Source organism: Clostridium minihomine, assembly GCF_900240385.1.
Classification (GTDB): domain Bacteria; phylum Bacillota; class Clostridia; order Oscillospirales; family Acutalibacteraceae; genus Faecalispora; species Faecalispora minihomine.
Map to the genome: position 1 here is coordinate 255,900 of NZ_OEQH01000005.1, position 26,132 is coordinate 282,031.

The 26,132-nt window shown below is 44.9% G+C and carries 25 protein-coding genes; 10 read left to right on the plus strand and 15 right to left on the minus strand.

What is annotated here, in order from left to right; translation table 11 throughout:
• Positions 1-242: 242 nt before the first annotated feature.
• Positions 243-1,016: an SDR family NAD(P)-dependent oxidoreductase gene (locus tag C1A02_RS12565; protein WP_101698576.1), complete on the plus strand. Its 774-nt coding sequence runs from the start codon at positions 243-245 to the stop codon at positions 1,014-1,016.
• Positions 1,017-1,662: 646 nt separating this feature from the next.
• Positions 1,663-1,875 carry a hypothetical protein gene (locus C1A02_RS12570; RefSeq protein ID WP_164997216.1) on the plus strand — a complete coding sequence of 71 codons (213 nt, stop codon included), beginning with the start codon at positions 1,663-1,665 and terminating at the stop codon, positions 1,873-1,875.
• A 235-nt stretch (positions 1,876-2,110) separates the two neighbouring features.
• Here C1A02_RS12570 and adhE read toward each other — a convergent pair whose 3' ends face one another.
• A complete protein-coding gene (gene adhE / locus C1A02_RS12575) occupies positions 2,111-4,732 on the minus strand; it encodes a bifunctional acetaldehyde-CoA/alcohol dehydrogenase (protein ID WP_101698577.1) in 2,622 nt (873 codons plus the stop codon).
• A gap of 485 nt (positions 4,733-5,217) precedes the next feature.
• On the opposite strand from adhE, the gene C1A02_RS12580 reads away from it, so the two are divergent.
• Positions 5,218-5,751 carry a hypothetical protein gene (locus tag C1A02_RS12580; RefSeq protein WP_101698578.1) on the plus strand — a complete coding sequence of 178 codons (534 nt, stop codon included), beginning with the start codon at positions 5,218-5,220 and terminating at the stop codon, positions 5,749-5,751.
• Between the two features lie 269 nt (positions 5,752-6,020).
• Positions 6,021-7,124, plus strand: coding sequence for a hypothetical protein (locus tag C1A02_RS12585; protein ID WP_101698579.1), 1,104 nt, complete (start codon positions 6,021-6,023; stop codon positions 7,122-7,124).
• A 63-nt stretch (positions 7,125-7,187) separates the two neighbouring features.
• On the opposite strand, the gene C1A02_RS12590 is transcribed toward C1A02_RS12585, so the two are convergent.
• The 7 genes from C1A02_RS12590 to C1A02_RS12620 all read right to left on the minus strand — a co-directional run bounded on the left by C1A02_RS12590 (position 7,188) and on the right by C1A02_RS12620 (position 13,548).
• Positions 7,188-8,297: a metal ABC transporter permease gene (locus C1A02_RS12590; RefSeq protein WP_101698580.1), complete on the minus strand. Its 1,110-nt coding sequence runs from the start codon at positions 8,295-8,297 to the stop codon at positions 7,188-7,190.
• A complete protein-coding gene (locus tag C1A02_RS12595) occupies positions 8,281-9,204 on the minus strand; it encodes a metal ABC transporter permease (protein ID WP_101698619.1) in 924 nt (307 codons plus the stop codon). The genes C1A02_RS12590 and C1A02_RS12595 overlap by 17 nt, the downstream gene beginning before the upstream one ends.
• Positions 9,204-9,968, minus strand: a complete 765-nt coding sequence (locus C1A02_RS12600) for a metal ABC transporter ATP-binding protein (protein WP_101698581.1) — start codon at positions 9,966-9,968, stop codon at positions 9,204-9,206. The genes C1A02_RS12595 and C1A02_RS12600 overlap by 1 nt, the downstream gene beginning before the upstream one ends.
• Before the next feature lie 8 nt (positions 9,969-9,976).
• Positions 9,977-10,921, minus strand: coding sequence for a metal ABC transporter solute-binding protein, Zn/Mn family (locus tag C1A02_RS12605; protein WP_207204911.1), 945 nt, complete (start codon positions 10,919-10,921; stop codon positions 9,977-9,979).
• Between the two features lie 27 nt (positions 10,922-10,948).
• A complete protein-coding gene (locus C1A02_RS12610) occupies positions 10,949-11,602 on the minus strand; it encodes a metal-dependent transcriptional regulator (RefSeq protein ID WP_101698582.1) in 654 nt (217 codons plus the stop codon).
• Positions 11,603-11,823: 221 nt separating this feature from the next.
• On the minus strand, positions 11,824-12,447 hold the full coding sequence (locus C1A02_RS12615; RefSeq protein ID WP_101698583.1) for a DUF47 domain-containing protein: 624 nt from the start codon (positions 12,445-12,447) through the stop codon (positions 11,824-11,826).
• Between the two features lie 48 nt (positions 12,448-12,495).
• Positions 12,496-13,548, minus strand: a complete 1,053-nt coding sequence (locus tag C1A02_RS12620) for an inorganic phosphate transporter (RefSeq protein WP_101698584.1) — start codon at positions 13,546-13,548, stop codon at positions 12,496-12,498.
• A gap of 702 nt (positions 13,549-14,250) precedes the next feature.
• On the opposite strand from C1A02_RS12620, the gene C1A02_RS12625 reads away from it, so the two are divergent.
• The 4 genes from C1A02_RS12625 to C1A02_RS12640 all read left to right on the plus strand — a co-directional run bounded on the left by C1A02_RS12625 (position 14,251) and on the right by C1A02_RS12640 (position 17,328).
• Positions 14,251-14,685 (plus strand): Dps family protein, encoded by a 435-nt coding sequence (locus C1A02_RS12625; protein WP_101698585.1) that lies wholly within the window; start codon positions 14,251-14,253, stop codon positions 14,683-14,685.
• Positions 14,686-14,843: 158 nt separating this feature from the next.
• The gene (locus tag C1A02_RS12630; protein WP_101698586.1) at positions 14,844-15,743 is read left to right on the plus strand and encodes a sigma-E processing peptidase SpoIIGA; all 900 of its coding nucleotides are present in this window, start codon (positions 14,844-14,846) and stop codon (positions 15,741-15,743) included.
• Positions 15,744-15,751: 8 nt separating this feature from the next.
• Positions 15,752-16,468: an RNA polymerase sporulation sigma factor SigE gene (gene sigE, locus C1A02_RS12635; protein ID WP_164997221.1), complete on the plus strand. Its 717-nt coding sequence runs from the start codon at positions 15,752-15,754 to the stop codon at positions 16,466-16,468.
• 290 nt (positions 16,469-16,758) lie between these two features.
• Positions 16,759-17,328: a hypothetical protein gene (locus C1A02_RS12640; protein ID WP_101698588.1), complete on the plus strand. Its 570-nt coding sequence runs from the start codon at positions 16,759-16,761 to the stop codon at positions 17,326-17,328.
• Between the two features lie 170 nt (positions 17,329-17,498).
• On the opposite strand, the gene C1A02_RS12645 is transcribed toward C1A02_RS12640, so the two are convergent.
• The 6 genes from C1A02_RS12645 to C1A02_RS12670 form a co-directional block, all read right to left on the minus strand.
• Complete coding sequence (locus tag C1A02_RS12645) at positions 17,499-17,996, minus strand: DNA-deoxyinosine glycosylase (protein ID WP_101698589.1); 498 nt, start codon at positions 17,994-17,996, stop codon at positions 17,499-17,501.
• Positions 17,980-19,320, minus strand: coding sequence for a CCA tRNA nucleotidyltransferase (locus tag C1A02_RS12650; protein WP_101698590.1), 1,341 nt, complete (start codon positions 19,318-19,320; stop codon positions 17,980-17,982). The genes C1A02_RS12645 and C1A02_RS12650 overlap by 17 nt, the downstream gene beginning before the upstream one ends.
• A gap of 103 nt (positions 19,321-19,423) precedes the next feature.
• The gene (locus C1A02_RS12655) at positions 19,424-19,633 is read right to left on the minus strand and encodes a hypothetical protein (protein WP_101698591.1); all 210 of its coding nucleotides are present in this window, start codon (positions 19,631-19,633) and stop codon (positions 19,424-19,426) included.
• 16 nt (positions 19,634-19,649) lie between these two features.
• Positions 19,650-20,813 (minus strand): GerAB/ArcD/ProY family transporter, encoded by a 1,164-nt coding sequence (locus C1A02_RS12660; protein WP_101698592.1) that lies wholly within the window; start codon positions 20,811-20,813, stop codon positions 19,650-19,652.
• Complete coding sequence (locus C1A02_RS12665; RefSeq protein WP_101698593.1) at positions 20,810-21,979, minus strand: Ger(x)C family spore germination protein; 1,170 nt, start codon at positions 21,977-21,979, stop codon at positions 20,810-20,812. The genes C1A02_RS12660 and C1A02_RS12665 overlap by 4 nt, the downstream gene beginning before the upstream one ends.
• Entirely contained in the window at positions 21,976-23,628 is a 1,653-nt protein-coding gene (locus C1A02_RS12670) for a spore germination protein (RefSeq protein WP_101698594.1), read from the minus strand. Before C1A02_RS12670 ends, C1A02_RS12665 begins: the two co-directional genes overlap by 4 nt.
• Before the next feature lie 195 nt (positions 23,629-23,823).
• Here C1A02_RS12670 and C1A02_RS12675 point away from each other — a divergent pair, with 195 nt between their 5' ends.
• Complete coding sequence (locus tag C1A02_RS12675) at positions 23,824-24,099, plus strand: anaerobic ribonucleoside-triphosphate reductase (RefSeq protein ID WP_101698595.1); 276 nt, start codon at positions 23,824-23,826, stop codon at positions 24,097-24,099.
• A 284-nt stretch (positions 24,100-24,383) separates the two neighbouring features.
• Here C1A02_RS12675 and C1A02_RS12680 read toward each other — a convergent pair whose 3' ends face one another.
• Positions 24,384-24,926, minus strand: a complete 543-nt coding sequence (locus C1A02_RS12680) for a type II toxin-antitoxin system PemK/MazF family toxin (protein ID WP_101698596.1) — start codon at positions 24,924-24,926, stop codon at positions 24,384-24,386.
• A gap of 250 nt (positions 24,927-25,176) precedes the next feature.
• Here C1A02_RS12680 and C1A02_RS12685 point away from each other — a divergent pair, with 250 nt between their 5' ends.
• Entirely contained in the window at positions 25,177-26,082 is a 906-nt protein-coding gene (locus C1A02_RS12685) for a patatin-like phospholipase family protein (protein WP_101698597.1), read from the plus strand.
• The last annotated feature ends 50 nt before the right edge of the window (positions 26,083-26,132 follow it).

Sequence of the window (26,132 nt, forward strand, 5' to 3'; positions counted from 1 at the left end):
GGTTGCCCTTTCGAATGAACAGAGGGTTAATAAAGAATTAATACCGGATTAAAATAAGGTTAAAAGCACCTTTATTGCACAAAACAATTGCAGTAAAGATGCTTTTCTTCTTCCTTTTCCCAATTGTAAAAGGATATGTATAGTGCTAGTATATAGTTAAATGAATAAAAATAGAAATGAATCCTGTTTTTTTACGTCTTTTTATTGCGTTTTAAAATATTTTATTTTATGGAGGGATAATCATGAGTTTATTTGAGCTAACAGGAAAAGTGGCTTTTGTTACCGGGGCTTCCGGCGGACTTGGTGCGGATGCCGCACGCGCTTATGCGGAATATGGAGCAGATGTTGTTTTGTTTGCCCGCAGAAAGGAACGCTTGGAGGCGCTTGCCAAAGAAATTGAAGCAACCGGCCGAAGAGCCTTGGCAGTTGATGGCGATGTGACGAATGAAGATGATGTAAAAGCTGCTGTGCAGAAGGCCATCGATACCTTCGGACATATTGATATTTTACTTAATAATGCGGGAGTGGCTGCTGCCGGAACCGTAGAAACCCTGACCATTGAAAACTGGGATAAAAGTATGGATATCAACGTTAAGGGCATGTTCCTTACTTCCAAATATATTGTGCCGCATATGCGCAAGCAGAAGTATGGCAAGATTGTCAATATCGCTTCGATCAACGCGCTTTTAGCGTCCAAAGACCCGTCGCTTTCCCGCCATGTGTACAATGCCTCTAAGGCAGCCGTTCGCGGTCTTACAGCGGGTATGGCGGCATCTTATATGGCCGAGAACATTACGGTGAATTCCGTTGGCCCGGCTCTGTTTGAAAGCGAAATGACGGAAAATACGCTGTTTAAACATGAGGCGTTTTTAAATAGCTATAATACGATTTGCCCTGCTTCCCGGCCGGGAAAAAAGGGTGAACTGAACGGAACCATTCTTTATCTGTCCAGTGACGCTTCCAGCTATGTAACCGCCCAGCACATTTTAGTGGATGGCGGAATGGCTATTGTTTAATAAAATAGGTGAAAAGATGCCGGAGAATGATTCTCCGGCATTTTTACAGCATTTTTTCTTTTGATAGGATTCTTTAAAATACGAAATCAATGAGAAGGTGCCGCCATAAGAAAGAAACTGTGATGCTGCATTTGCAAAATTACGTTTCTGCTGGTTCTTTGCACTTTTCGCATCACACAGGTACCTTTGAAAAAAGAACCGCACCAGAGTCGAAATTACTCAAGAGAATAAGCAGGGAGAAAAACTGTGCTTTTGCGCCAGAAGCGAGCTGACGTTCTTTTGAAAATATTATATTTGAAAGCACAATGAAATAGAGAGTGTCTGCTGATTTTAAGCGTCTGCATACGGCTTTTGGCCTTAACTTTGTTTCGCAAGCCAGCTATTGAAAGAGCAGGCCTTTTCAAAGCAAATATAAGATTTTACAACCGTTTCTTTTAAACTATGAATGGTATCTTTCTAAACCGCTTATTTTCTGATTTCTTCATCATAATTACTCAATGCATAACAAAAAAGTTGCGTTTTTTTATGAATGCAGACATTTTTTACAGATATAGGGAATAATCATATTTTTTGACAAGATTCATCATCGGGTTTCGGTATAATATCATTGAATATGAATCATAAAAAGAAAGGATGTCTAAACCTGATGAAAATTATTGTTACCTGGGAGGATCTCCAAAGAAAGATGGAACAGACAAATAAGGGAGATTTGCTGGAACTTTGTATTGTTCCGTCGCAAGTGGATGGGCTCGAGAGCAATCCCGCTTTTTTGCATATAGCGTCGATACATAACGGATGCTATTCTGATTTGGAGTCAATTGATGCTTATTCTACGGATGCCGTCATTAAAACAGCATAATCTTATTTTTTTTGATACACTTTATCTATACTATAACAATAACGGCTTTTCATCCTTTTAACGCTGATTCAGTGTGTATCAATTAAGATTTGCAATGTCTGGCAGGCAGAGGTAAAAAGCTGATAACGTTACACTTTTCCAATATAATATTTTCTCATACCCACCAGAAAACCCGCCTAAAATAGGCGGGTTTTCTGGGGTTCATTACATATTTATGGGAAAAGTATGTCGTAAGCTATTTTCCGTAATACGCTTTTCGATACATTTCGCGTATTTCGTTCATTAAAGGATATCTGGGGTTCGAGCCGGTGCACTGATCATCAAAGGCCTGCTCGGTCATTTCATCCAGTGTATCGAGGAAATCCGACTCTTTTATGCCGTAATCTGCAATGGTAGCCTTAATTCCTATTTTTGTTTTCAAATCCTCTACAGCCTGAATCAAACGCTCCAGTTTTTCCTCATCGGTTTTTCCGCCCAGTGCCAAGAAATCTGCACATTCGGCATATCTTGCAAGAGCGTGAGGATATTGATATTGCGGGAAGGTTCCCATTCGCACCGGCGCCTCTGCGGAGTTAAAACGCATGACCTGAGTAATCATCAGTGCGTTGGCAACACCGTGGGGCAGGTGATGGAATGCGCCCAATTTGTGCGCCATGGAATGGCAGACACCCAAAAAGGCGTTGGCAAACGCCATGCCTGCGTTGCAAGAGGCATTGGCCATTTTTTCTCGTGCCACCGGGTCATTGGAGCCATTGTCAAAGCAGCGGGGCAAATAAGCAAATATATTCTTCATGGCCTGTAAAGCAAGGCCATCGGTATAATCGGTCGCCATGACAGAAGCATACGCTTCTAAGGCGTGAGTCAGCGCGTCAATGCCAGATGCTGAGGTGAGGCCCTTCGGGGCATTCATCATATTGTCTGCATCGACAATCGCCATATGGGGCATCAGCTCATAATCGGCCAGGGGATATTTAATTCCGGTTTTTTCATCGGTAATAACGGCAAACGGGGTGCATTCCGAACCAGTTCCCGCTGTGGTGGGAATGGCAATGAAATAGGCTTTTTCGCCCATTTTCGGGAAAGCATACACGCGCTTGCGAATATCCATAAAGCGCATGGCCAAATCCAAAAACTCGGCTTCGGGATGCTCATACATTACCCACATAATTTTTGCGGCATCCATGGCAGAACCGCCGCCCAGTGCAATAATGCAATCCGGCTGGAAGGCACGCATGGCTTCGGCACCCTGTTTGGTGCAGGCTAATGTGGGGTCCGGTTCCACTTCAAAGAAAACGGAATAAGCGAGCCCCATTTCTTTGAGCTGGTCGGTAATGGGTTTGGTATAGCCATTCTGGTATAAGAAAGAATCCGTAACAAGAAATACTTTTTTCTTATTTAAGACATCTTTTAATTCATGCAGAGCCACAGGCATGCAGCCCTTTTTGAAATAGACCTTTTCGGGCGCACGGAACCACAGCATATTCTCTCTCCTGTCTGCGACGGTTTTGATGTTGAGAAGATGTTTGACACCAACGTTTTCCGAAACGGAGTTGCCGCCCCAGGAACCGCAGCCCAATGTCAGCGACGGAGCCAAATTAAAGTTATAAAGGTCACCAATGCCGCCCTGAGCCGCCGGTGTGTTAATCAAAATCCGGCAGGTTTTCATTGCTGCGGAAAACCGGGCAATTTTATCCGGCTGGGTGATCGAATTTACATACAAAGAGGAGGTGTGGCCATATCCTCCGTCTGCCACCAGCTGTTCTGCTTTCTTTACGGCATCCTCAAAGGATTTTGCCCGATACATCGCCAGAACAGGGGACAGTTTTTCGTGGGCAAAAGGCTCTTCAATATCGGTAGAGGTTACTTCACCGATTAAAATCTTAGAAGATTCCGGAATCTGGACTCCTGCCATCGAAGCAATGGTAAAAGCGGACTGACCGACAATTTTAGCGTTCAGTGCGCCGTTAATTAAAATAGTATCGCGAACCGGGTTTAACTCTTGCTTTTGCAAAAAGTAGCAGCCGCGTGCTTGAAATTCTGTTTTTACTGCATCATAAATAGAATCACTGACAATAACCGATTGTTCGGAAGCGCAAATCATACCATTATCAAATGTTTTGGAATGGATAATGGAGTTAACCGCCAAACGGATATCAGCAGTTTCATCAATGATAGCCGGGGTATTTCCGGCTCCCACGCCAAGAGCGGGCTTGCCAGAGGAATAAGCAGCTTTTACCATTCCCGGGCCGCCGGTAGCCAGTGTCAAATCGGATTCGCACATTAACTGGTTGGTCAGCTCTACCGAAGGCTGATCAATCCAACCGATAATTCCCTGGGGGGCGCCGGCTTGCACCGCAGCTGCTAAAACGACTTTGGCTGCCTGAATGGTGCTGATTCTGGCGCGGGGGTGGGGGGAAAACAAAATGGCGTTTCGGGTTTTTAAAGCCAGTAAAGCCTTAAAAATAGTAGTGGAAGTGGGGTTGGTGGTTGGAATGACCGCTGCGATTACACCGATGGGTTCTGCAATGATTTTGGTGCCATAAGCGGGATTTTCTTCAATCACACCACAGGTTTTCGTGTTTTTGTATGCATTGTAAATGTACTCTGCAGCATAGTGGTTTTTAATGACTTTGTCCTCGACCAGACCCATACCGGTTTCTGATACCGCCATCTTGGCCAAAGGAATTCTTTTCTGGTTGGCCGCAGTCGCGGCGGCCAGGAATATGCGATCCACTTGCTCTTGGGAATAAGAGGAAAATTCCCTCTGTGCGGTTCTCAGTTCTGCCAGTTTTGCCGTCAAGGCCTCTGCGCAGTCCACCGAACCTGAAATAACAGTATTTGTGCGTTTGGTTGTCATCAACGTACCTCCTTGTATTGAAAAGAAAATGGTGAAAATTCGATGGAAAAGATTGTGCAAGGAGTGAATCTGGGATGAAATCAACTGTTTTTGTCATAGCCTTTTAGTACATTGAATTTCGAAAATCACACGATCGACTCATAAGGACCAAAAGGACGCTGTACTGTGTTTGATAATATAATAACAAAGTGTTATTTTTTTGTCAATCATATTTTCAGTTATTTTGTAAATTTTTTAATAAGTATTTATAAAATTTTCTAGTCAAATATAAAAATTGTTTTCAAAGGTTTCCTTTTTATAAGGAAAAGAATGGAATAGATGAGAATATTTTCTTCGACAGAAAATTGGATTTTTCCTGTGATTTCATTTGGAGTATCCTGTCTTTTTTTGCAAATGCATTCATAAAAGTTCTTTTGACATCTCTTACCAAATAATGATAGACTGAATTTAATCTTACGATTGGAATCGTTAAGGGGGGATTTGCCATGAACAAGGTACGCTATGCGAAAAAACCGGCTGTTTGGGTTTGTGTGGGAATAGCTGCGGCGCTATTAGCCGGATTCTTTTTGATTTATCGTCCGGCCGCAAACGTATCCCAATTGGGAGCGGAACAAGAGAAACAGGAAGTCGTGTCTCTTGTTGAATCCTTTGGTGATGCGCTAAAAATGGTTTCGCTGACCGCACCGGATGATGTTGTGGCAAAAAATATCAAAGAACAGTATGCAGCGTTTGTGACACCAGAGCTTTTGGCGATATGGCAATCAAAACCGCAGAGCGCGCCGGGCCGCAGGGTTTCAAGCCCTTGGCCCGACCGAATAGAGGTCAAAAAGATAGAAGCCGACGGCAATGGCGGCTATGTGGTTTTGGGAGAAGTAATCGAAGTGACGAGTACGGAACTGGAAAGCGGCGGTGCCGCGGCCCAATATCCGATTACACTTCAGGTGATAAAACAGGAGAATGCGTGGCGGATATCCAGTGTAGAACAGAACGATACACCGGAAACGCAACCGGATTTTTGAATGGTTTTGAGTTTGCATGAGTGTTTAAATATTGTATTTGAATTGCGGTTGGCAGCAAGGGGCATTCGGGCAGAATGCTGGCAATTACTTTACGGAATGACGGGAAGAAGCCTTTTAACGGCAGAAAGAATCGAGAAACAAGGTTTGTTGCCTGGGAAATAACGATCGATGAGAATTTCAAAGGAAAAGAGTGCGTTTCCCAGCTGACTGTGCAGATATCACACAGATGGCTGGGAATTTGAGAAAACATCGGGAAGGATGTCATAAAAATGAAAACTAAGTTTGATTGTGCCTGGTTGGGCAAAGGAACTGAAATTGGCGGCCGAGTGCAGAAAACCCGCTGGCAGTTTGAGTATGCGGGGCTTCGGCATTTTATCCCGGTCATTTACCATTTTGAAGAAGGAATTATTTTTGACGTTGTTACTCTGTTGGAGGAAGAACAGATGCGAAACTTTTTCGCCAAATATGAAGGTGATGAAGATGACTTTTCTCCCCAGAAGCAAATGGATGCGGAGCGGGACCACCCTTACCACCCAGCGTCTATCCAAAACATTTGGCTAAATGGCCGGCAGATAGAAGGTGGATTTTCTTCTTCCAGTTGTGTTTATTCCAAATGGAACCAGCAGGATAGGGAGGGGAAAACGTTTCAAAAAGCATATGCTTCGATTTTGCAGGGCAGCTCCTGCTTTGCTTGTCAGAGGTATCAGATTCCCTTTGACACCGAACCTTCGGGCTGGGAGAGATTTATTCGTCGTTTTTTCCCCAAGAAACTTAAGACCCTGCGGATAGAAACGGAGCCTTTCATAGTCTATTATCCGGTGGAAGGTGCAGTGGAGATTTGCCCTGATGAGCTGGAAACTGCTGTTTCGTCCATTGTATTTCAGCATCCGGTAACCGGACAGGAACACACTGTGATGCTTAGTCGGGGGAAAGAAGAAGAACTGCCGATAAATTTTTCGGGTTTTCCGCAGCTTTATTGTGCATCTGCCTATTATGAAATAACACCACCGCTGTCAAAGGGCGAGCAGCTGCAATTCCAGACCGCCATGCAAGAAGATTTTTCGCCGGAAGAATCCCCGGTTCCGGAGGATGCATGCAGCGTTGGCGTGATATTCTCTCCGGAACGGGGAGCGTGTGAGGAATGCATGGGTTCGGATGAAACCGAGAATGTAGAGAGCGTGGGAATTATTGGGTCAGCGGATGGCCCGACTGCTATCTTAATTGCAACCCAGAATTCGGAAGAAATGAACAGCGGGGGACTGCCGCTTGCCAGTTGCTGTTCGGTTCCTTCCACGAAAAAACCGCAAACATATCGATTCGAGATTTCTTCGATTCAGATTCAGGCTTCGGACAGGCAAATATTTGAGTTTTAAACAAAAAGAAAAGCCAATTTTTCGCTTCATACGAAAAATTGGCTTTTTCTATGGGGAAAGAAGTCAGGCAAACAATTCCTGATATTCCTTGCGGCTTTGATTTAGCCCATGGGGCGTTAACACAATTACATCCGACTGTATCTGAATGCATCCGCTTTTTAAAAGGCGGTTCAGGATTTTCTCGGTAAAATTCTGGTTCCAGCGCAACTGACCCGACACAGATGCCACGGCGGTTTGTTCTTCCCGTTCCGTTTCGTTGTTTAACAGATGGAACAGCAGAGCTTTTTCCGCAAATTCCAAACGCTGTTTTTTACGAAGGGTTAATGTTCTGACCAGACCTCTGGATGGGGCAAATAAAAACACCAGGAAAAAGACAAAACCGGTCATGACGGCCATGCTTCCTGCTATGGATACGTCCAGCCATACGGCCAGATGATATCCGGCAATTCCGTTAAATGCACCGATCAATCCGCTGAGCCAAAGCATTCGCTTTAAATTATCCGTTAAAAGGTATGCCGTTACCGGCGGGCCAATCATGAAGGCGACCACAAGAACGGAACCCACCGCCTGAAAGGAGCCCACCGCGGTCAGGGAAACCAAGGTCATCAGGCCGTAATGAACCAGCCCCGGCGAAAATCCCAATACGGCAGCCAGCATCGGATCAAAGGTGGAAACTTCCAGCTCTTTGCAAAACAGCAAAATAGCCGCTAAGTTCATGAAAAGAAGGATTCCTGTGGTGTAAAGAGCCTTGGCGCCGATGTCCACCCCGCCGACGATCATGCGGTCAAAGGGGGCAAAGGCCAACTCGCCCAAGAGTACGGAATCCGTATCCAGATGAACAGATCCGGCATAGCGGGTAATTAAAATAATAGCGATAGAAAATAACAAAGGGAATACCAGCCCAATGGCGGCGTCCTCTGCAAACAGGCGGGTACGGTTCAGTGTTTCGGTTAGCCAGACAGTAATGACCCCCATCAGAGCGGCCCCCACAATTAAAATGGGGGAGGATAAGTCCTGAGTCAGAAAAAAGGCCAGAACAATTCCCAAAAGAATGGTGTGAGTGATAGAGTCAGACATCATAGACATTTTTCTCAGCACCAGAAAAACACCGGGCAGCGCACTGGCCACTGCCACAAAAACGGCTATCAGTTGTATTTCAAGTCCCGGGGACATGGGGAACGCCTCCTTCGGGTTTCAGGACATATTGATTTTTTCTTCTGGCCCACATCTTTGAAAGCATACCGCGGCCGGGTGCAAACAGAATGCTGATGAACACCAGCAGGCTGACACACACCACAATGGCAGGGCCGGTGGGCATCTTTTGCATCAAAGAGCTGGCAGTTGTTCCGGCAATTCCAGACACCGCACCAAAGGCGGCGGAAAGCAGAACCATCACCCACAGGCGGTTGGTCCATTGGCGTGCAGCGACCGCCGGGGCAATCAGCATGGCGCTCATTAGAATCACGCCCACGGTTTGCAGGCCGATGATAATGGCCACAACAATCATAAAAGAAAGAAGCAGGTTCAGTCTTTTCTGCGAAAAGCCCAAGCTTTGGGCAAATTCCGGATCAAAGGTAAAGAGTTTAAACTCTTTCCAAAACAGCAGTACCACCAGCAGCAAAACAGCGCCGCAAACAGACATCAGCAATACGTCACGCTGCAAAAGGGTAGACGCCTGCCCGAAAATAAAACGCTTGAGTCCCGCCTGATTGGAATTGGGGATTTTTTGAACATAAGTCAAAAGTACCATTCCCAGTCCAAAAAAGACAGACATGACCAGGGCAAGCGCGCTGTCAAACTTAATGCGGGTATGGCGGACAATGCTGATGATAAACAAAGTGGCCACAAGACCGGAAAGCAAACCGCCTAAAAGTAAAATCTCTGTGTTTTTGCTGCCCAGCAGCAGAAATGCCAAGACCACACCGGGCAAAGCGGAGTGCGATACTCCGTCCCCCAGCAGACTTTGCTTTCTTAACACGGCAAAGCTTCCCAAGACGCCGCTGATCAGGCCCAAAATGGCAGAGCCCAGTGCAACGGTTTGAAATGTATAATCCGTCCAAAGAGCCAGCAGCGTATTCATCATGACGCGGCACTTCCCAACAGGCTGCCGGTGCTGTGATAAGCCTTTTTCAGATTTTCTTCGTTAAACGCTTCGTCTACTCGTCCGCAGGCAATCACCCGCAAATTAATTAAAGTTACCCAGTCAAAATAATCGGATACGGTTTGCAGATCATGGTGTACGACAATAACTGTTTTTCCCTGATCCTTTAATTCTTTCAGCAGCTGGATAATGGCCTTTTCTGTTTGAACGTCTACCCCTTTAAAAGGTTCATCCATAAAATATAGATCTGCCTGCTGAATCAGAGCTCTGGCCAAAAAGACGCGCTGCTGCTGGCCGCCGGAAAGCTGGCTGATCTGCCGATTGGCGTACTCTCGCATTCCCACCTTTTCCAGTGTTTGCAGGGCAAGTTCTGCATCGCTGCGCTTTGGGCGGCGCAGCCAGCCCAAACGGCCGTAGCACCCCATCAGCACAACATCCAGCACTGTGGCGGGAAAGTCCCAGTCCACACTGCCGCTTTGGGGAACATATCCAATGCGGTTTTTCTGTTTGCCGGCAGGTTCTTTGCTGTCCGGGAAAAATTCTACGGCGCCGGTTATCGGCTTCATCAGCCCCAGCATAGTTTTAATTAATGTAGTTTTTCCGGCGCCGTTGGGCCCCACAATTGCCATCAGGGTTCCCTGTGGAATTTTTAGGTCAATATCCCACAGCACCGGTTTTGCATCATATGCCACGGTCAGGTCTTCCACCTTGACTGCATATGCCAGTTCTTTTTCCATGTCGATTCTCCTTTTTATTTCAGGGCATCTACGATGGTGTCAATATTCGCTTTGAAAGAAGTAATATAGGTATCGGTTCCGGCTTCTGCATCCCCCAAAGAGTCGGAATACAGCTCGCCGCCGATGACGCTTTCAAATCCTTTGGCGCGAATTGCCGCCTGAAGCGCCTGAATGGTTTTGGGCGGGACAGAAGATTCTACAAAGATCGCTTTGATTTTGCGTTCCACAATAAAATCGGCAAGGGTGCTCACATCAGCCGTTCCCGCCTCTGCATCTGTGCTGATGCCCTGCAGGCCCTTGACTTCAAATCCATATGCTCTTCCAAAATATTGAAAAGCATCATGGGCTGTTACTAATACACGCTGCTGCTGGGGAATTTCTTCTGCCCGGCTGTGAATATAGGCATCCAGCTCTTCCAGCTCTGTTAAATAAGTTTTCATGTTGGCCTGATAAGTGTCTGTGTGGGCACTGTCGGCTTTTGATAATCCATCCGCCACGGTTTGTGCCGCTGATTTCCACAAGGAAACATCAAACCAAATGTGGGGATCTGGAATATCGGAACTGCCTTCTGCACTTAGAAGCTGGGAAGGCTCCAATCCGTTTTCAATGCAAATGACATGATCACCCCGAGTGGAAAGAGACTGGAAGATTTCTCCCATTTTTCCTTCCAGGTGCAGACCATTGTAAATGACCACGTCTGCTTGCTGCATCAAAGAAACATCACCGGCGCTGGCCTGATAAAGGTGAGGATCGATGCCGGGCCCCATCAGTGCACTGACATTGGCATATTCTCCACCGATGTTCCGCGCCAGATCGGCCAGCATTGTGGTGGTGGCCACAACCTTGAGCGGTTCATCCGAAGAAGCTGTGGTAGGGTGATTCGCGGTCTGGCCGCAGCCGGTTAACATTAAAAGGGCGGCGCAAAACACCCCCAACAGGCTTTTCATACTTTTTTTCACACAAAAACCTCCCAATCATATTGTATCTTAAGCGATATTCGTCCCCATATAGAGTTTGCAGGAAGCCTTGTAGCTGAGTTGTACTTTGTTGCCGTCAATCACGACGGTCAGCGGCCCTTCATAGGGCGCTTGTTCTACAAGTGTAATTTTACTACCGATTTTCACACCCAGCGTTTGCAGGTAATCCATCAATTCGGTTTCTTCCACAACGCGCCGTACATAAGCAGAAGCGCCGGGCGCTAACTGATTTAGTGGAACCAAAGGCACTACCTCAATGCTTCCGTCCGGGTGAGGGATCGCGCTTCCGTGGGGACAGTAGGCAGGAAAATTTAAAAATTGATCCAAGCGTTCGATGAGCCGAATGGGCGTCATATGTTCCAGCATTTCCGCATCCTCGTGAGCCTCGCTCCAGGAATACCCCAAATGGCGCATTAAAAACACTTCCCAAAGGCGGTGGCCTCTTAATAGGGATATAGCTTTCCGAATTCCTTCGGCAGTCAGCTGAGAGCCATGGTACGGTTTGTATTCAATTAATTTTTCGTGTTGCAGTTTGCCCAGCATTTCGGTAACAGAAGGCGGTGTGACTTTCAGTGCCTCTGCCAGTTTTTTGTTTCCAACCTGCTGTTCCGCTCCGCCCAATTTATACAATTCTTTAATATAATCTTCTTTTTGTGGTGTCATTGTTTACTTCCCCTTATTTTTAGGTTATCCTAACTTTAATTTTATTATATGCCTAAAAAATTGTTTTGACAAGTCAAATGAAGAAAATTAGAAGAAGTCACAATCTGGTGCCAAGAGCCAAGCATTTTGTTTTGCAATGTAGCCGGTAAAATAAAAAAAGCCCGGGCAGAAAAGGCTTTTGACCTTTTCTGCCCGGGCTTTTTTTATTTCAGGGAAGAAAATTATGTGTTTTTCATGATAACGCTTTCCACCACATTGGCTACGTCTTCGCATTTATCGCAGCAGCGCTCAAAATGGTTGAAGATTTCGGTCCAGGTGAAAATTTCGATGGGATCTTTGGGGTTCGAGTACAGGGCATGCATGGCATCTGTGTACAGCTTGTCCCCGTCTTCCTCTAAACGGTTGATTTCCACAATCATCTGATGGATGGTATTGGATTTGCTAAAGTTATGGAATTCTTCCATCATGTTTTTCATTGCATGACAGCAGGATACAATTAAGGTACAGAACTCCAAAGCTTCGGGACGAATGGTTTTGGTATGGAACATATACATTCTTAAAAGGACGTCTTCGATACCGTCGGTCACATCGTCAATGGTCTGAGCCAGTTCGATAATATCTTCCCGCTCAATGGGGGTGATAAACTCTTTGACCAATTTGCTCATCATCACATGCTTGGCCAAATCCGCTGCATGCTCAATGGCGTGCATCTCTTTGATGCGGGTATCCATTTCTTCCGTCTGGTAATTCTTCAGGGTTTCATAAAGCAGTTCAGCCGCCTGTACGCAATATTCCACACCTTCCGTTAAAACCTTATAATAATACTGATCACTTTTTCTAGCCATCTTTTGTATTCTCCTGTTCCATCAAGTTACCGGGCGGATGCCGGTGGGTTAAAATATAGCCATAAACAGCTTTGCCATGAGATAACCGATGATTCCACAGCCGGGGAAGGTAAGTACCCAGGTCAATACCATTTCTTTGACTACGCCCCAGTTTACGGAAGACAAACGCTTTGCAGCGCCAACGCCCATAATAGAGGTTGTTTTTGTATGAGTGGTGGAAACCGGAATGCTGGTTAAAGATGAAATAAGCAGACAGCCGGCCGCAGCCAAATCTGCCGAAAAACCTTGATGCTTTTCAAGCTTTACCATGTCCATTCCCACCGCTTTAATAATCCGGTAACCGCCAATAGAGGTGCCCAAGCCCATGACAATGGAACAGAACAGCATGAGCCAAATGGGAATTTGAAATTCAGGAACGTTGGATTCCCCTTTTGCCAGGAACATTCCCAACATGAAAACGCCCATGAATTTTTGCCCGTCCTGCGCCCCGTGCATAAAGGCCATTGCAGCACCGCCGCCGATTTGAGCCTTTTTAAAAAATGAGTTTGTATTACGGCGATCCATGCCACGACAGATCAAAAGGGTCAGTTTTGAGGTAATCCAGCCCATGCCAAAACCCAAAAAAGTGGAAAGAACCAAGCCGTAAAGAACCTTAATCCATTCAGAACCGTTGATACCGGCCAGCCCGCCGTGCAGTGCAATCGCCGCACCGGAAAGTCCCGCAATCAGCGCGTGGCTTTCACTGGTTGGTATTCCAAACCACCAGGCGGCAGTCGCCCAAATCACAATGGCTAAAAGAGCCGCGCATAAGGCTACCAGGGCTTCATGAGTATTTCCGCTGAAATCGACCATATTATAAATGGTCGCGGCCACACTGGCATTGACAGCAGTCATCACAAAAACACCCAGAAAATTGAACACAGCTGCCATTAAAATCGCAGACTTTGCTGTCATTGCCCGGGTGGACACACAGGTAGCAATTGCGTTGGGGGCATCTGTCCAACCGTTTACCAGTATCACTCCGGTGGTCAAAACTACGGTTACCGCCAACATGGGGTAAGCCGTTATCCATACAAGAAAATCCGCAAGCGAAACAGTCATTTACACTCCCCTTACACTTTGTCGTTTCATTATTTAACAGAACCTTAACATGTGCTTTACATGTTTAACTTCATTATATCACAAGATAAAAGAATCGAAAGATGTTTTGTCCAGAAAAATAAAGTTTTCAAAGTATTCCAATGAGTTGGGGGATTTGAGGAGAAATTGGCATGAATTTTCACAATAATTTTCCCCCGTTTTAAAAGTATGGAAGGAAAACAAAGGGAAAAATGTGAAATTTCACAAGAGAAAGAATCAGTTATTACTATATAATCTATAGTAATAAAATAGAAATAAGGCATATATTAGGAAGAAAACGCAAAAATTATCAGAAAATAACCGGCATTGATACTCTTTCGGAAAATCAGGTATTTTATTATAATTTATATTCGATATTAAATTATAATTAAATATTTTATAAGAATACTATAGTTAATATATTTTTATCTATTGAACTTATTATAGAACTTTGTAAAAAATCGGATTTCGGATTTGTGCTTGTTAAGAAGAGTAATGAAACAAAAGGAAAAATGACTAAAATTATTATTAATAATCATTATTAATTTTACGCCTTATTTTTAGAAAAAGCGTAGACATTCTATTGCTATTATGGTATCATTTTCCTAAAGAATACTAGGCTTATAAAATATCATAGTTCTTCTGTGGTATTACAATTTTTTAAAAAAGAAAGGAAGAGGATCAATGAGCTTAACAGAAAAAATGAACGTTTATTTAGCAAACCAGCAGATCTCTTTCATCAAGCTGCATAATTTACATTGGTATGTACAGGGCAGCGCATTTTTCACATTGCATGCAAAATTCGAGGAACTTTACGATCATACCGCAGATGTTATTGATGATGTGGCAGAGCGTTTGCTGGCAATGGGTCAGTCCCCGATTGCCAACCTGAAGCAGGCATTGTCTGTGGCAACCATTAAGGAATTGGAAAGTGTTGCGATTTCTTCTGATGCCGCTATCAAACATTTGACAACAGATGTAGAGTACTGGGTGAAGGATACCAAGGAGATCATTTCTTTGGCTGAAGAGCAGAATGACGTAGTAACGGCAGATCTGTTTACCGGATATCTGAATCATTACGAAAAACTGGCTTGGATGCTAAAGGCTTATCAGGCTTAAATAACCCCAAAATCAAGGCGGAGCGTTTCACCAAAGGGTGAGCGCTCCGCCTTTTTATTTTTTACAGTTTTGTTATTCTTCCGGCGGGAACAAGTTTTGACAGAAACAGCCGTTTTGGGCAGTTATAATATTTTTGTGACGCAAAAGGAGGGGGCGGGATGAAGCAAATCATCTATGTGGATGTCTTAATTGCCGTCAATCTTTTTGTGAATTATTTTCTTCTGCTGACTGTTGCCGGATTTTTACATATTTCTGTTTCACGGCTGCGTTTGGTATGCGGGGCATCTGTGGGCGCACTTTCTTCGTTGATCATTTTGCTGCCGTACTTGCCGGCCCCGGTGTCTTTTCTTTTAAAACTGATGATTTCGGTTGTTGTTGTGCTGGCTGCGTTTGGGGCGCCTTCCTGGCGATTCTTTTTGCGGACAGTAGGCAGCTTTTATTTAACCAGTTTTGGGTTTGCGGGGCTGATGATTGCAATCTGGTATTTGGCTGCGCCCAAAGGGATGGTTATGAAAAATTCGGTTCTTTATTTTAATATTTCTCCGCTGATGCTGTTGGCGTTAACCGTGATATGTTATGGCTCGATTACTTTACTCAATCGTATCACCGGCCAGCGCTCGCCCAACTCTTTGTTTTGCACCATAACGGTAACAGCGGGCGGGAAGTGTGCGCGGCTTACCGCGAAAATTGATACGGGCAACAGCCTGAAAGAGCCTTTTTCGGGGTTTCCGGTTATTGTGGCAGAATATCAAAGCGTTCGGGACTTGGTGCCTCAGGGAGTAAATTCTTATTTATTTGCAGCGGTAGGAGAAAAAAAGGGAGAGCCGGAATCAGGTCTTCGGCTGGTGCCCTTCCGGGTGGTGGGCGGCGAAGGAATTTTGCCGGCATTTCGTCCGGAAAGCATCACGATTCAAACAGGGAAGGAAAGCATTACGGTGACAGAAGCGTACTTGGCTGTTTCTGTCAAAAAGCTTGGCACAACAGGTTTTAGCGCGTTGCTGAATCCGGAGCTCATTACACAGGGCAGGCAAACTGTCAGAAAGGAGAAATCATTGTGAAAAGGGGAATGGAAAAGTTGATTTCCGGAATCAGAGGATGGTTGTGGAGGTTGATCAAGCGGTTTTCACCGGCTTCAGAGGTTCACTATATCAACGGACCCGAAACCCTTCCTCCGCCGCTGACGCCGGATCAGGAAGCGATTGTGATGAAAAATGTGCGGGAAGGAAGGGAAAATGCACGCGAGCCTTTGATTACCCATAATCTGCGCTTGGTTGTGTACATAGCAAAAAAATTCGAATCCAGCTCGGCCGGGGTAGAAGACCTTATTTCGATTGGAACCATTGGTCTAATCAAGGCGGTGAATACATTTTGTCCGGAACGAAACATCAAGCTGGCCACTTACGCATCACGATGTATTGAAAATGAGATTTTGATGTATCTGCGAAAAAGTTCTCAGCTAAAAAATGAAATTTCCATTGACGATCCGCTGAATGTGGATTGGGATGGAAATGAGCTTTTGCTCTCTGATGTGCTGGGAAGTGAGCAGGATACCGTAAACAAAGGAATTGAAAAGGAGGTGGAGAAGGATCTGCTGCTGGAAGCGGTGGGGCACCTTTCTTCCAGAGAACAGCAGATTATGCAGTTGAGATTTGGGCTAAACAACCGCAGGGAACACACACAAAAGGAGGTAGCGGATACGCTTGGCATTTCTCAGTCTTATATCTCTCGGTTGGAAAAAAGAATCATCGAAAGGCTCAAAAAAGATTTGGAAAGAGTAGGATGAGTATCAAAATCTTCTTTTTAAATCTGACGTTTCCAACAGCAAAAGGAATCCTGTCCAAACAGCTGGCACCGTATCAAACAGTGCCGGCTGTTCTTTATTGAGAAACACACCCTTCTTTATTTTTAAAAATAAAAGAAAAATTTTTATTAAAAAGGTCACAAAACAGATCTTTCAATTGTTATCTATATGGAAGAAATTACAAATCAGATGATCCTTATCCAATCAAATTTCAGTTCATTCCCGCTGCGCTGTTTTGCCGCAATGTGGGAAAAAGACAAACGGAGGACTTTATGCTGGATGTACAGTTTTCAAAATTAAACAGGGTTCGGAAACAACCGCCGGATAGTTCAGATCGAAGCGATCCGGACTGGAGTGTGATTCCCTCTAAAGGGATGGCCCGTTTCAGTAAAGAAGAGTTAATTTGCAAAATACAGCAGCTGGCGGCTGAAGATGCAAAAGCAATGATTTTACAGGATGAAACTAAATTTAGAACCATCAAAACGCAAAGGGAAGTGTTATGTGCACAGTACATATCCCAAGTTTCACCGGATCGACAAAAAATGTATCAGAAAGCAGTGGAAAACACCTATGGGCTTTCTTTTATTTCGCCCAAAACGCCCATTGAACTGCTGTTTGAAAAAGAGGGAATTCACATCTCTTCGGTGGGATCTCAAATTTCAAGAATCGAAAGCAGTGGTCAGCTGGTGTTAGAACACAATACAGTGGGATGGAGCTATCAAAAAACGCCGGAAGAAGCCAGAAAACAAACAGAGTTTTACCAAGTGTATCACAGTGCCTATGATGCTGCAAAACGCACCATGGGGATCCAGTCAAATTTTTCAGCCTTCAAAACCACATAAAAACCATACATAATAAGGGAAAAGGAACCGCAAAGGCATAGGCCGATCACAACATTCTAATTGATTATTAAAAAAAGAAAAAACATGCCGTCTGTTCTCATGTTTCAATGAGAGCGGACGGCATTTTATCATTCTGTTTGATGGAATCTGTTTTGTGCGATTTGAGCTTGCTATGTTAAGTAGTCCAAAAGAACCCGGTACTCTTCTAAAAGCCGCTCCATAGGATATCTTCCCCGGTTGGCCGGGCTGGTAGAGGGAAGAGGAATTAACGGCAAATCGTTTTTGGATAACCAGAAGGAACGGTAAAAAGAGGTCGATTTTGTTCCGGTAGTAAAAACAGCGCGAATGTTTGCATGGTTCAAAATCAAATTCAAATCGTTTGGAACGGCATTTTTGATGCTGGCATCGTCAGCACCTTCAATAGAACAGCTTTTCAGCACATCCCATAAAGCAATGCGGTTATGAAACAAAAACTCAGTTTTTGCCTCGTTGCTTTGGGGAAGATTTTGTTTTAAAAGCTGTGACAAAACCGGCCAGAACCGGTTTTGCGGATGGGCATAATAAAAACCTTGTTGGCGGGATTTTGGGGAAGGCATGGATCCCAAAATCAGAATTTTGGAGTTTTCGTTATAAATGGGAGAGATGGTATGTTCAACATTGCTTCTCATGGTATTTTTCTGCTGCTAATTGCAGCAAAACCTCCTTATCATTGGGCGCTTTGCCGTCAATTACTGCATTGAGCAGCCAGGTTAACAGTTCCCCCAGAATGGGACCAGACGGAATCCCCAGATTTTGCAAATCGGCTCCGTTTACCTGCAACTGCTTTAAGGAAAAACACTGGCTTTCTGCCAGAACTTGTTCCAGAATTGGCTTGATGGCTGCTAAAGCATCTAGCCTGTCCCGATAAATAGGGTTTTGTGCCAGACTATCTGCCTGCTTTATCGCCAGAAGAGCGCGAAAGTCTTCTTCTCCCATTCGGTTCAGCCGGCGGCGCACCCAAGCCGGATTCAGCTGCAAAGGGACATCGTGCAGGCGGATGAGCAGGCAAACCCGCCGAATGGTTTGATGATCCATTCTGAGCCGGTGCAGCGCTTCCTCTGCCAGCTGGACGCTGACTGCTTCATGTCCATAAAAATGCCCAACCCCTTTTTTGTCTTTGGTAAAGGTGTGTGGTTTTCCGCTGTCATGAAGTAAAATGGACAAACGCAGCACAGGATCCGGCGCCACAGTGTCCAGAGCATGAAGCGTATGCTCCCATACATCATAAATATGGTGGGGGTTTTGCTGCTCAAACCCAATCATCGGCAGAATTTCTGGCAGAATTTGACCGATGATTCCAGGGAATTGCCGCAGTGTTTCTGCGGCCTTTTGTCCGCAGAGCAGTTTTACCAGTTCGGCACCAACTCGCTCTCGGGCAATGTGATCTAAGAGATGTTTGTGCTCGTTCATGCTTTGGGAGGTTTTTTGTTCCGGAGTCAAACCCAGAACCGAGCAAAAGCGAAGACCTCTTAAAATACGCAGCGCATCTTCTTCAAATCTGCGGTCAGGTTCCCCCACACACCGCAGAATTTTGTTTTTCAGATCTTCCTGCCCGCCAAAGCAATCGATCAACCCATGCTGTTCTGAATAGGCCATGGAATTGATTGTAAAATCACGTCGTGCCAAATCTTGCTCGATATTTCCGGTAAAGCAGACGCTGTCCGGGCGGCGGTTATCGGAATATTCCCCATCAATGCGATAAGTGGTTACCTCAACTGCCATACCGCCGGATAAAGCGGTGAGGGTGCCGTGTTTTAATCCGGTTTCTAACAGCTTCAGGCCGGATAAGGCCTGTTTGACCTCGTCCGGCCTGGCAGAGGTGGTGATGTCCCAGTCCTTTGGGGAAAGCCCAATCAGGCGGTCCCGTACACAGCCGCCCACCACAGCGGCTTCATATCCATGAGACAGCCCGTGCAAAATAGTTTGTACCGGTTGTGGGATGTCCAGTTTCATTTGCCGGTGCCCCTTTCTGCTATCGTTTTTTCTCATGATACCACAAAACACATAGCAAGGAAAGATTGGTTCCCCAAGTTCAGCTGCCGAACGTGGCAGGCCATTAATACGTCCAGCCAATACTTGTCATGGCCTTTTCCATAATGAGCAAATAACTGGGAATTTCTACCCCAAGTACTTTTAAAACGGCAAAACAGGCGACCAGTACAAAAAATACAGAATAGAGGATGAGCTCGCGTTTGTTTTTTTCCCGGATTAAAGGGGGAAGATCTATGGCCAGGATGATGAGGAAAGCAGTAATTAGTAAAATCATAAGCCAGTTTCACTTCCTATACGGATTGAGATTGGTAGGAGGCCGAAGGCTTGGAATCAGAGGAACTCTGTTTTGGCTCTTTCTTTTTGTCTTGTGTCAGGCCGCGCATTTTGCCAATTAATAAGGTGAGGGCTGGAATACCGATTTCCAATATCAGCCACACAAAAGGAGCAACCCTTTGAGCAACGGCAGCATGTGCCAGCGAATTTGGGAAAAGATTAAAAACTAAAATTGTTGTTAATGCACCTGTCAGAAGAATCAACCGTTTGTAATTTTGAAAGCGGAACAGCTGAGCCATACTGAGCACACTGACATAATAGAGCCAGATTACTTTAAAGCATAAAAGTACAATTAAAATAAACGAAAACAGAATTTCCATTCGGCTCAAAGCTTGGGTAACGCTGACCATTCGCAGTGTTTCAAAAGAGGGAAGCGCAAACATCGTAATGGTATTTCCCAACACTGCAATATCGCGCATTACGATTAACAGCACGCTCATACAGCCAATAAAAATTCCGATGGCAAAGTAAAAGAAAAAGCTTCTTTTACCAACATCTACATTTTGACTAACCATTAAAAATATGATAATTTCAGCAAATGGAATTGTAATGACAATATTTGTTCCCTGAATATAGTTTTTTGCTGGGAGTTCAAACATGGGCAAAAAATTTTCCCAATCCATTAAATTGAGAGTCAGAATAATGGTGAGAAAACTAATAATAACAGAAAGCATTGTCATCATGAATCCATATTTCACCATCTGTTTGAGTTTGCCCACATAAACGGCCCAGGCAGTGGTTAACAAAAACGTGACCGCAATGACAATGTCTGGGGTTTGCGGCATAATCGTATTGTTCACAAAAGTAGTCAAATCTCTGGAATTCAGTGCAGTCAGGGTAATGAAAAAAACAAGCAATAGAAAACACAAAAATTTACCCAGATATTTTCCATATACGATTTGAAACATACTAAATAGATTTTTGCCCGGAAATGCTTCAACCAGTTTGGCGTATACCCATACAACCGGAAGGCAGATTATAAATCCAATCAGAACCACAATCCAGGAGTCCTGTCGTGTAATTGACACAAAAAAGGAAGAAAGAAGAGAGGAGGATTGGATATAGCAGGCGATTGCAAACATGAAATCCAGTCCATGAACTTTTGTTGTATCTAATTTCATTTATGCCCCTCTTTCATTATCAAAGATTCCGAAATTTTACCTCTGGAACTGATATTCACATTCATAGTTACCTCTAAAGTGACTGTGGGGTATAATTCAGACCAAGCGTATTCCATCTTTTCCCATTCCTTGGGATGGTGCTTATGAATATGAGCTCCGATTCCGTAAATATCAGCTTTCAGCCGCTGAGATTCCGCAAAACTAGATCGGACTTTTGTTTCTAAATCTTTCTTTGCTTCTTTTTGTAAGAATTCTGTGACTTTGATAATATCCATGCTTCGAAAGCCATGCAGTTCAGAAATGGCAAGTTCGGTATCGATATTCATTTTTACGGTGACATTGCCCTCTTCATCCATCTCGATTTTTCTTTCACACAGGGATTTGTTCACTTTTAGATTGGCGTTTCCCAAGTCGGAAGCCAGCTCAAGATTTCCGCCGTTTACGGTCCCCATTCCCAAAATGAATCCCTGCATTAAAGAAGCGTCCATAATACTGACCAGAACATCATCCTTAAAAACAGCCATTCCGGAAAAAGTCAGGCTGGTCAGGCCGTCGATCTCTTTGGGCTCTACCACAAGAGCAACCGGAGCGGTGGAGCGATCGACCAGACGAGAGGTAAAATGAAGCATGTTGGAACTGGTATAAGGAGAAATTTGTCTTTCATTCCGGATCATCTGCGCCAGCGCCATAGCGGATAATTTCTCTTGCTTTGTTTCGGTAGTCAGAATGCTTTTTGCATCGTTTTTTGCTACTAAAATCCAAACCTCCATACGGGTTTCGGTGTTTCTCATAAACATATCCAGATAGGGTTTGACGCCTTTTCGAGCCAGATCGTTCCCGAAAATAATTACCTGATTATGATGCATAAATAATTTTCGGCTGTTTGAATAGCGCAAAGAGTCGATGCCGCCCAAAACAAAGCGATCGGTTGCTTCCAGCGTTATAAAGGAGCCATTGCTGCTGGAATCTTCTTGTGTAGCGGCATTATTCACCATGGCAACCTGAAAGCTGAGATCCAACTGGCCCGGCTGCTCGCTGGCGTCCAGCCCCACACCAGTGACAATGGAAATCGCATCTAACTCTTCCACGTCCCAGCAGCCGGTCATCAGAATGATAAGGGAGCAGCAAATGGCTGCGGCACCCCATTTCTTTATCCGTTTCTTCATTTGTTTTCCTCCGTTGTTTTAGTGCTTTTCTGGTTATTGGAGGATTTCTGCGGAGGCTGAGGATTTGGGGGGACAAAATAGTTCCTTCGGGTTACGTCACCCTTTGCCAGCCGTGCAGGACGTTTTGTCATCATCCACAAAGGCATACGGATAAATCCGTCTTTCAAATCTCTTGCGACAGAGAATCCATTAAAATAAGTGACACCAAAAGATTCCATGGCGCCCAGCTGAATTAACATTCCTAAAAATGCAAGGCAAATTCCATAACCACCCAAAAAGGCGGCAAAAAACATGATAACCAGGCGCAGAACCGACATGGAGTCGTTTTGTTCGGGAATGACAAATCCAGCCACTGAGGTCAGTGCAATGGTAATGACCATGGGGGCACCCACCAGTCCCGCAGAAACAGCTGCGTCACCCATCACCAGAGCACCTACGATACTGATTGCCTGGCCCACCGGACGGGGAAGCCGCAGGCCAGCCTCCCGTAAAATTTCAAACGAAAACACCATGATCAGCGCCTCAAAAAAGGCGGGGAAGGGGGTGCCTTCTCTGGCGCTGGCAATGGTAATCAGCAGTGTGGTAGGAATGAATTCCTGATGATAGGTGGTAAGAGCGATATAAATACCCGGGAAAAAAACCGAAATAAAAAATGCGATATATCGCAGCATTCGCATAATGCTGGCATATAATGGGCGGATGTAATAATCTTCCGCTGTCTGAAATGTTTCGATAAAGAGCAGGGGAGCAGTTAATACGAAAGGGGTGCCGTCTACAATAATGGCAATCCGTCCCTCAAGTATTTTGGCCGCAGCCACGTCAGGTTTTTCGGTATATCCAACGGTAGCAAATATCGAGAAAGGGGAATCTTCAATGTATTCTTCCAAATATCCAGAATCTAAAACAGAGTCCACATCCAAACGATTCAGACGTTCTCTTACTTGATTCACAACCTCGGGAATTGCCACACCTTCCAGATAGGCAATACACACATTCGTCAGAGTTTTTCGCCCAATTGTCATGTGTTCCATTCGCAGCTGTGGGCTTTTGATTTTTCTGCGCAGCAAAGAGGTGTTGGTTCGGAAGTTTTCCGTAAAGCCTTCTCTGGGGCCGCGGACAACCGATTCCGTCTCCGGTTCTGTTACACTTCTTTTATCCCAGCCTTTTGTGCTCACGCCAAGGCCGGTGGTGCAGCCATCCACCAGCAGTGCAGTGTCGCCCGACAGAATACCAGCAACTGCCTGAGAAAGCTTGGCATACATCTGAGTATCGCCGGAACACACGATTTTTTCTCTTAATTGATTGATGCGATCTTGTCCCCGGGAGGGTGTGACCGAATAATCAAGGGCCATAATAGGGAACAAAATACCATCCGAGATAATCTGCTGGTTTACCAGCCCGTCGATAAACAGTAAAGCGGCTTTGCATCGGCGTTCATTGCCGATAAAAAAGCGATGTATTTTGACGTCGCCGCTGTTGCCCAAATGTTTGCTGATGTATTCCAGGTTTGTTTCCAGATTTTCTTGAATTTCTGGATCCTGGCTGTCTTTCAACTGCTCTTGTTCCTGATCTTTCTGTTGTTTTTGACTTTCGGTATTTTTTTTATGGCTATAAAAACCCATTTTGCGCTTAAACAGATTCCATATCATGGTGAATCCTTCCTTTCCCAGGGGTATTTTTCTAGTATGACAGAAAACAAGGATTTCATACGGAATCAGGGAGCAAATCCGATGATTTTGATGATTTTTCAGAATTGTTTTACAATATGTATGAATGCTATTGACATAATACACAATATAGAGTATCTTAAAGGAAAGGCAAGAGAAACAAGGAGGGACTAGGCGATGAAAGAAAAGATTACGGTGACAGGCGGAGCCCTGGAAGAGAATGAGCTGAATCATTATTTGGAATATGTACAAAAGAAAAATCCGGGCCGGCGCTTGGAATCCCTGGATATTGAGCTGGATGGAGAATTCGTTAATTTAAAATATCAGTTTGAGCCGGTACCCTTTGACAGAATCCGCCGAATCACCGGATATCTGGTGGGCGGAACCGACCGGTGGAACGACGCAAAGCTGGCGGAACTGAACGACCGCTTGAACCACGGCACAAAAAATTGATTTCAGGCGGTGAAACCACGCTGGAACATCAGAATACAAAATCAGGGCTCTGAATGGAAGAATCGGCATGATGGCCGAAAAAACATATTTAAAACACGAAAAAGGAGTCAACTTGTAAGTTGACTCCTCTTTCTAAAATATCCATGTTTATCACTCTGAAAGACTCGCCCGATTCTTTCAGAAACCGATGAATATTTTTATCAGACCCCCGCCAGAACGGGTCACTTCCGCAAAGCGAAAGTTTATGTATATCGGTTTAATAATAGCACTGTTTTTGAGCAACGTCAATCCTTTTTACTCAAATCTAACTCAATTTTTATTGCTTCTGCTACCTGCTCCCAAGCTTCGCTTTTGGTATCAATGACATCAATCCGGTTACTCAGGCGATTTTTGGAAATACAACGCATTTGTTCGATCAGAATAACACCCCGAACAGGACAATTTGCCTTCAGGCGGCGGATGTAAATATGAGTGGGAAGTTTGGCCTTGGTTTCGTCGGTGATGGGCGCAACGATGGTGGTGGGGCTGTGAAGGTTTCCCTTGTCATTTTGCAATACAATGGCAGGCCGGAATTTGTCCTGTTCTGAACCAATGTTCCGGCCAAAATTGCAATGATAGATTTCACCCTTTTTGACCACTAAAGAGTTGGGTGGATTACGAAATTTATATTTGTATTTTTCTTCAAACCACGATACATAATCGGTGACTTCAGCAAGCCAGCGGGCATTGTGATTTTTGAGCCGTATATCTTCTAAAATCATTTGAAGAATTTTGGATATTGTATTTTGTATTTCTTGTGTTTTTGCTTTATCTGCGTCAGCCGGCACCAAAGGCCCCCCTTTTTATATCTATGCTATTATATTACGATAAGTCACCCTTATAGTAAATATGTTTTGGGATTATTCTGAAATATTATTTGCTTTTTTTTGTGAAAAATGCTGCCGGTGATGGGGAAATCCCATTACCGGCAATTATTATGCGCCGATTTTAATTTTTTTTGATAGTCAGGCAAATACGGAAAGTTTCCATCATATAGTGAAAGTAAGAGCATCGTAAAAAAGGATGGAGGGGTTGGACATGTCATTTGGACTGGCACTTTCCGGCGGGGGCATACGGGGCGCAGCGCATGTGGGGGTACTTTTGGCGTTAGAAGAGGCCGGGATGGTTCCGGATTCTGTTGCCGGTGCCAGCGCTGGCGGAATTGTGGCAGGACTTTATGCCGCGGGGTATTCTGCCCATGAGCTGAAAGAGATCGTGCTGGATTTATGTCACAGCGGATACCGGATGCTGGATCCGGATTATGTGGGGTTGGCCAGAGCCATTCCGCAGCTTTTAACAAGACGGGAAGTGACGGTTTCCGGATTTTTAAAGGGAAATCGGCTGGAAGATTATTTGTGCGGCCTGACCGGGGGAAAGCTGATGCGGGATTTGACCATGCGCACAGTGATTCCCTGTGTGGATCTAAATACCGGCAACACCATTGCCTGCACCAGTCAGCTCAGGGGAGTGAAGCAGATGGAGCGGGTACGATGGAATTCGGGTTTGCGAATCTGTGAGGCTCTGCGGGCTACTTCGGCGGTTCCTGCGGTATTCCGCCCCAAGCAAATCGGGGATTTGTGTCTGGTGGATGGGGGGGTAACCGATGTGCTGCCGGTGAATCTGCTGATTGCAGCCGGGGAACCCAATGTGCTGGCGGTGGATGTGGGCAAAGCTTACCGCATGCCGGAAGAGATCAATTTGTGGGAAGTCGCTTCTCATTCTCTTGGGGTGATGCAGGATCATTTGAGGGACTATGTAGCTCACGGAGAAAAATTACAGCTGAATCCGCCTTTGCCTGACAATACGAATCTGTTGGGATTCCGAAAAATGGAGGAATGTATGGAGTTAGGATATGCCGAAACGAAAAAATGGATGCCGGAAATTCGAAAGCTCTTTTCACCTTCTTATCCCGGTTCCCGCCGGGTGTTTCGAACCCGGGATTAATCCACTTTGAAACAAAAAATCCCCCTGAAAACCATAGCGGACAGTATCCG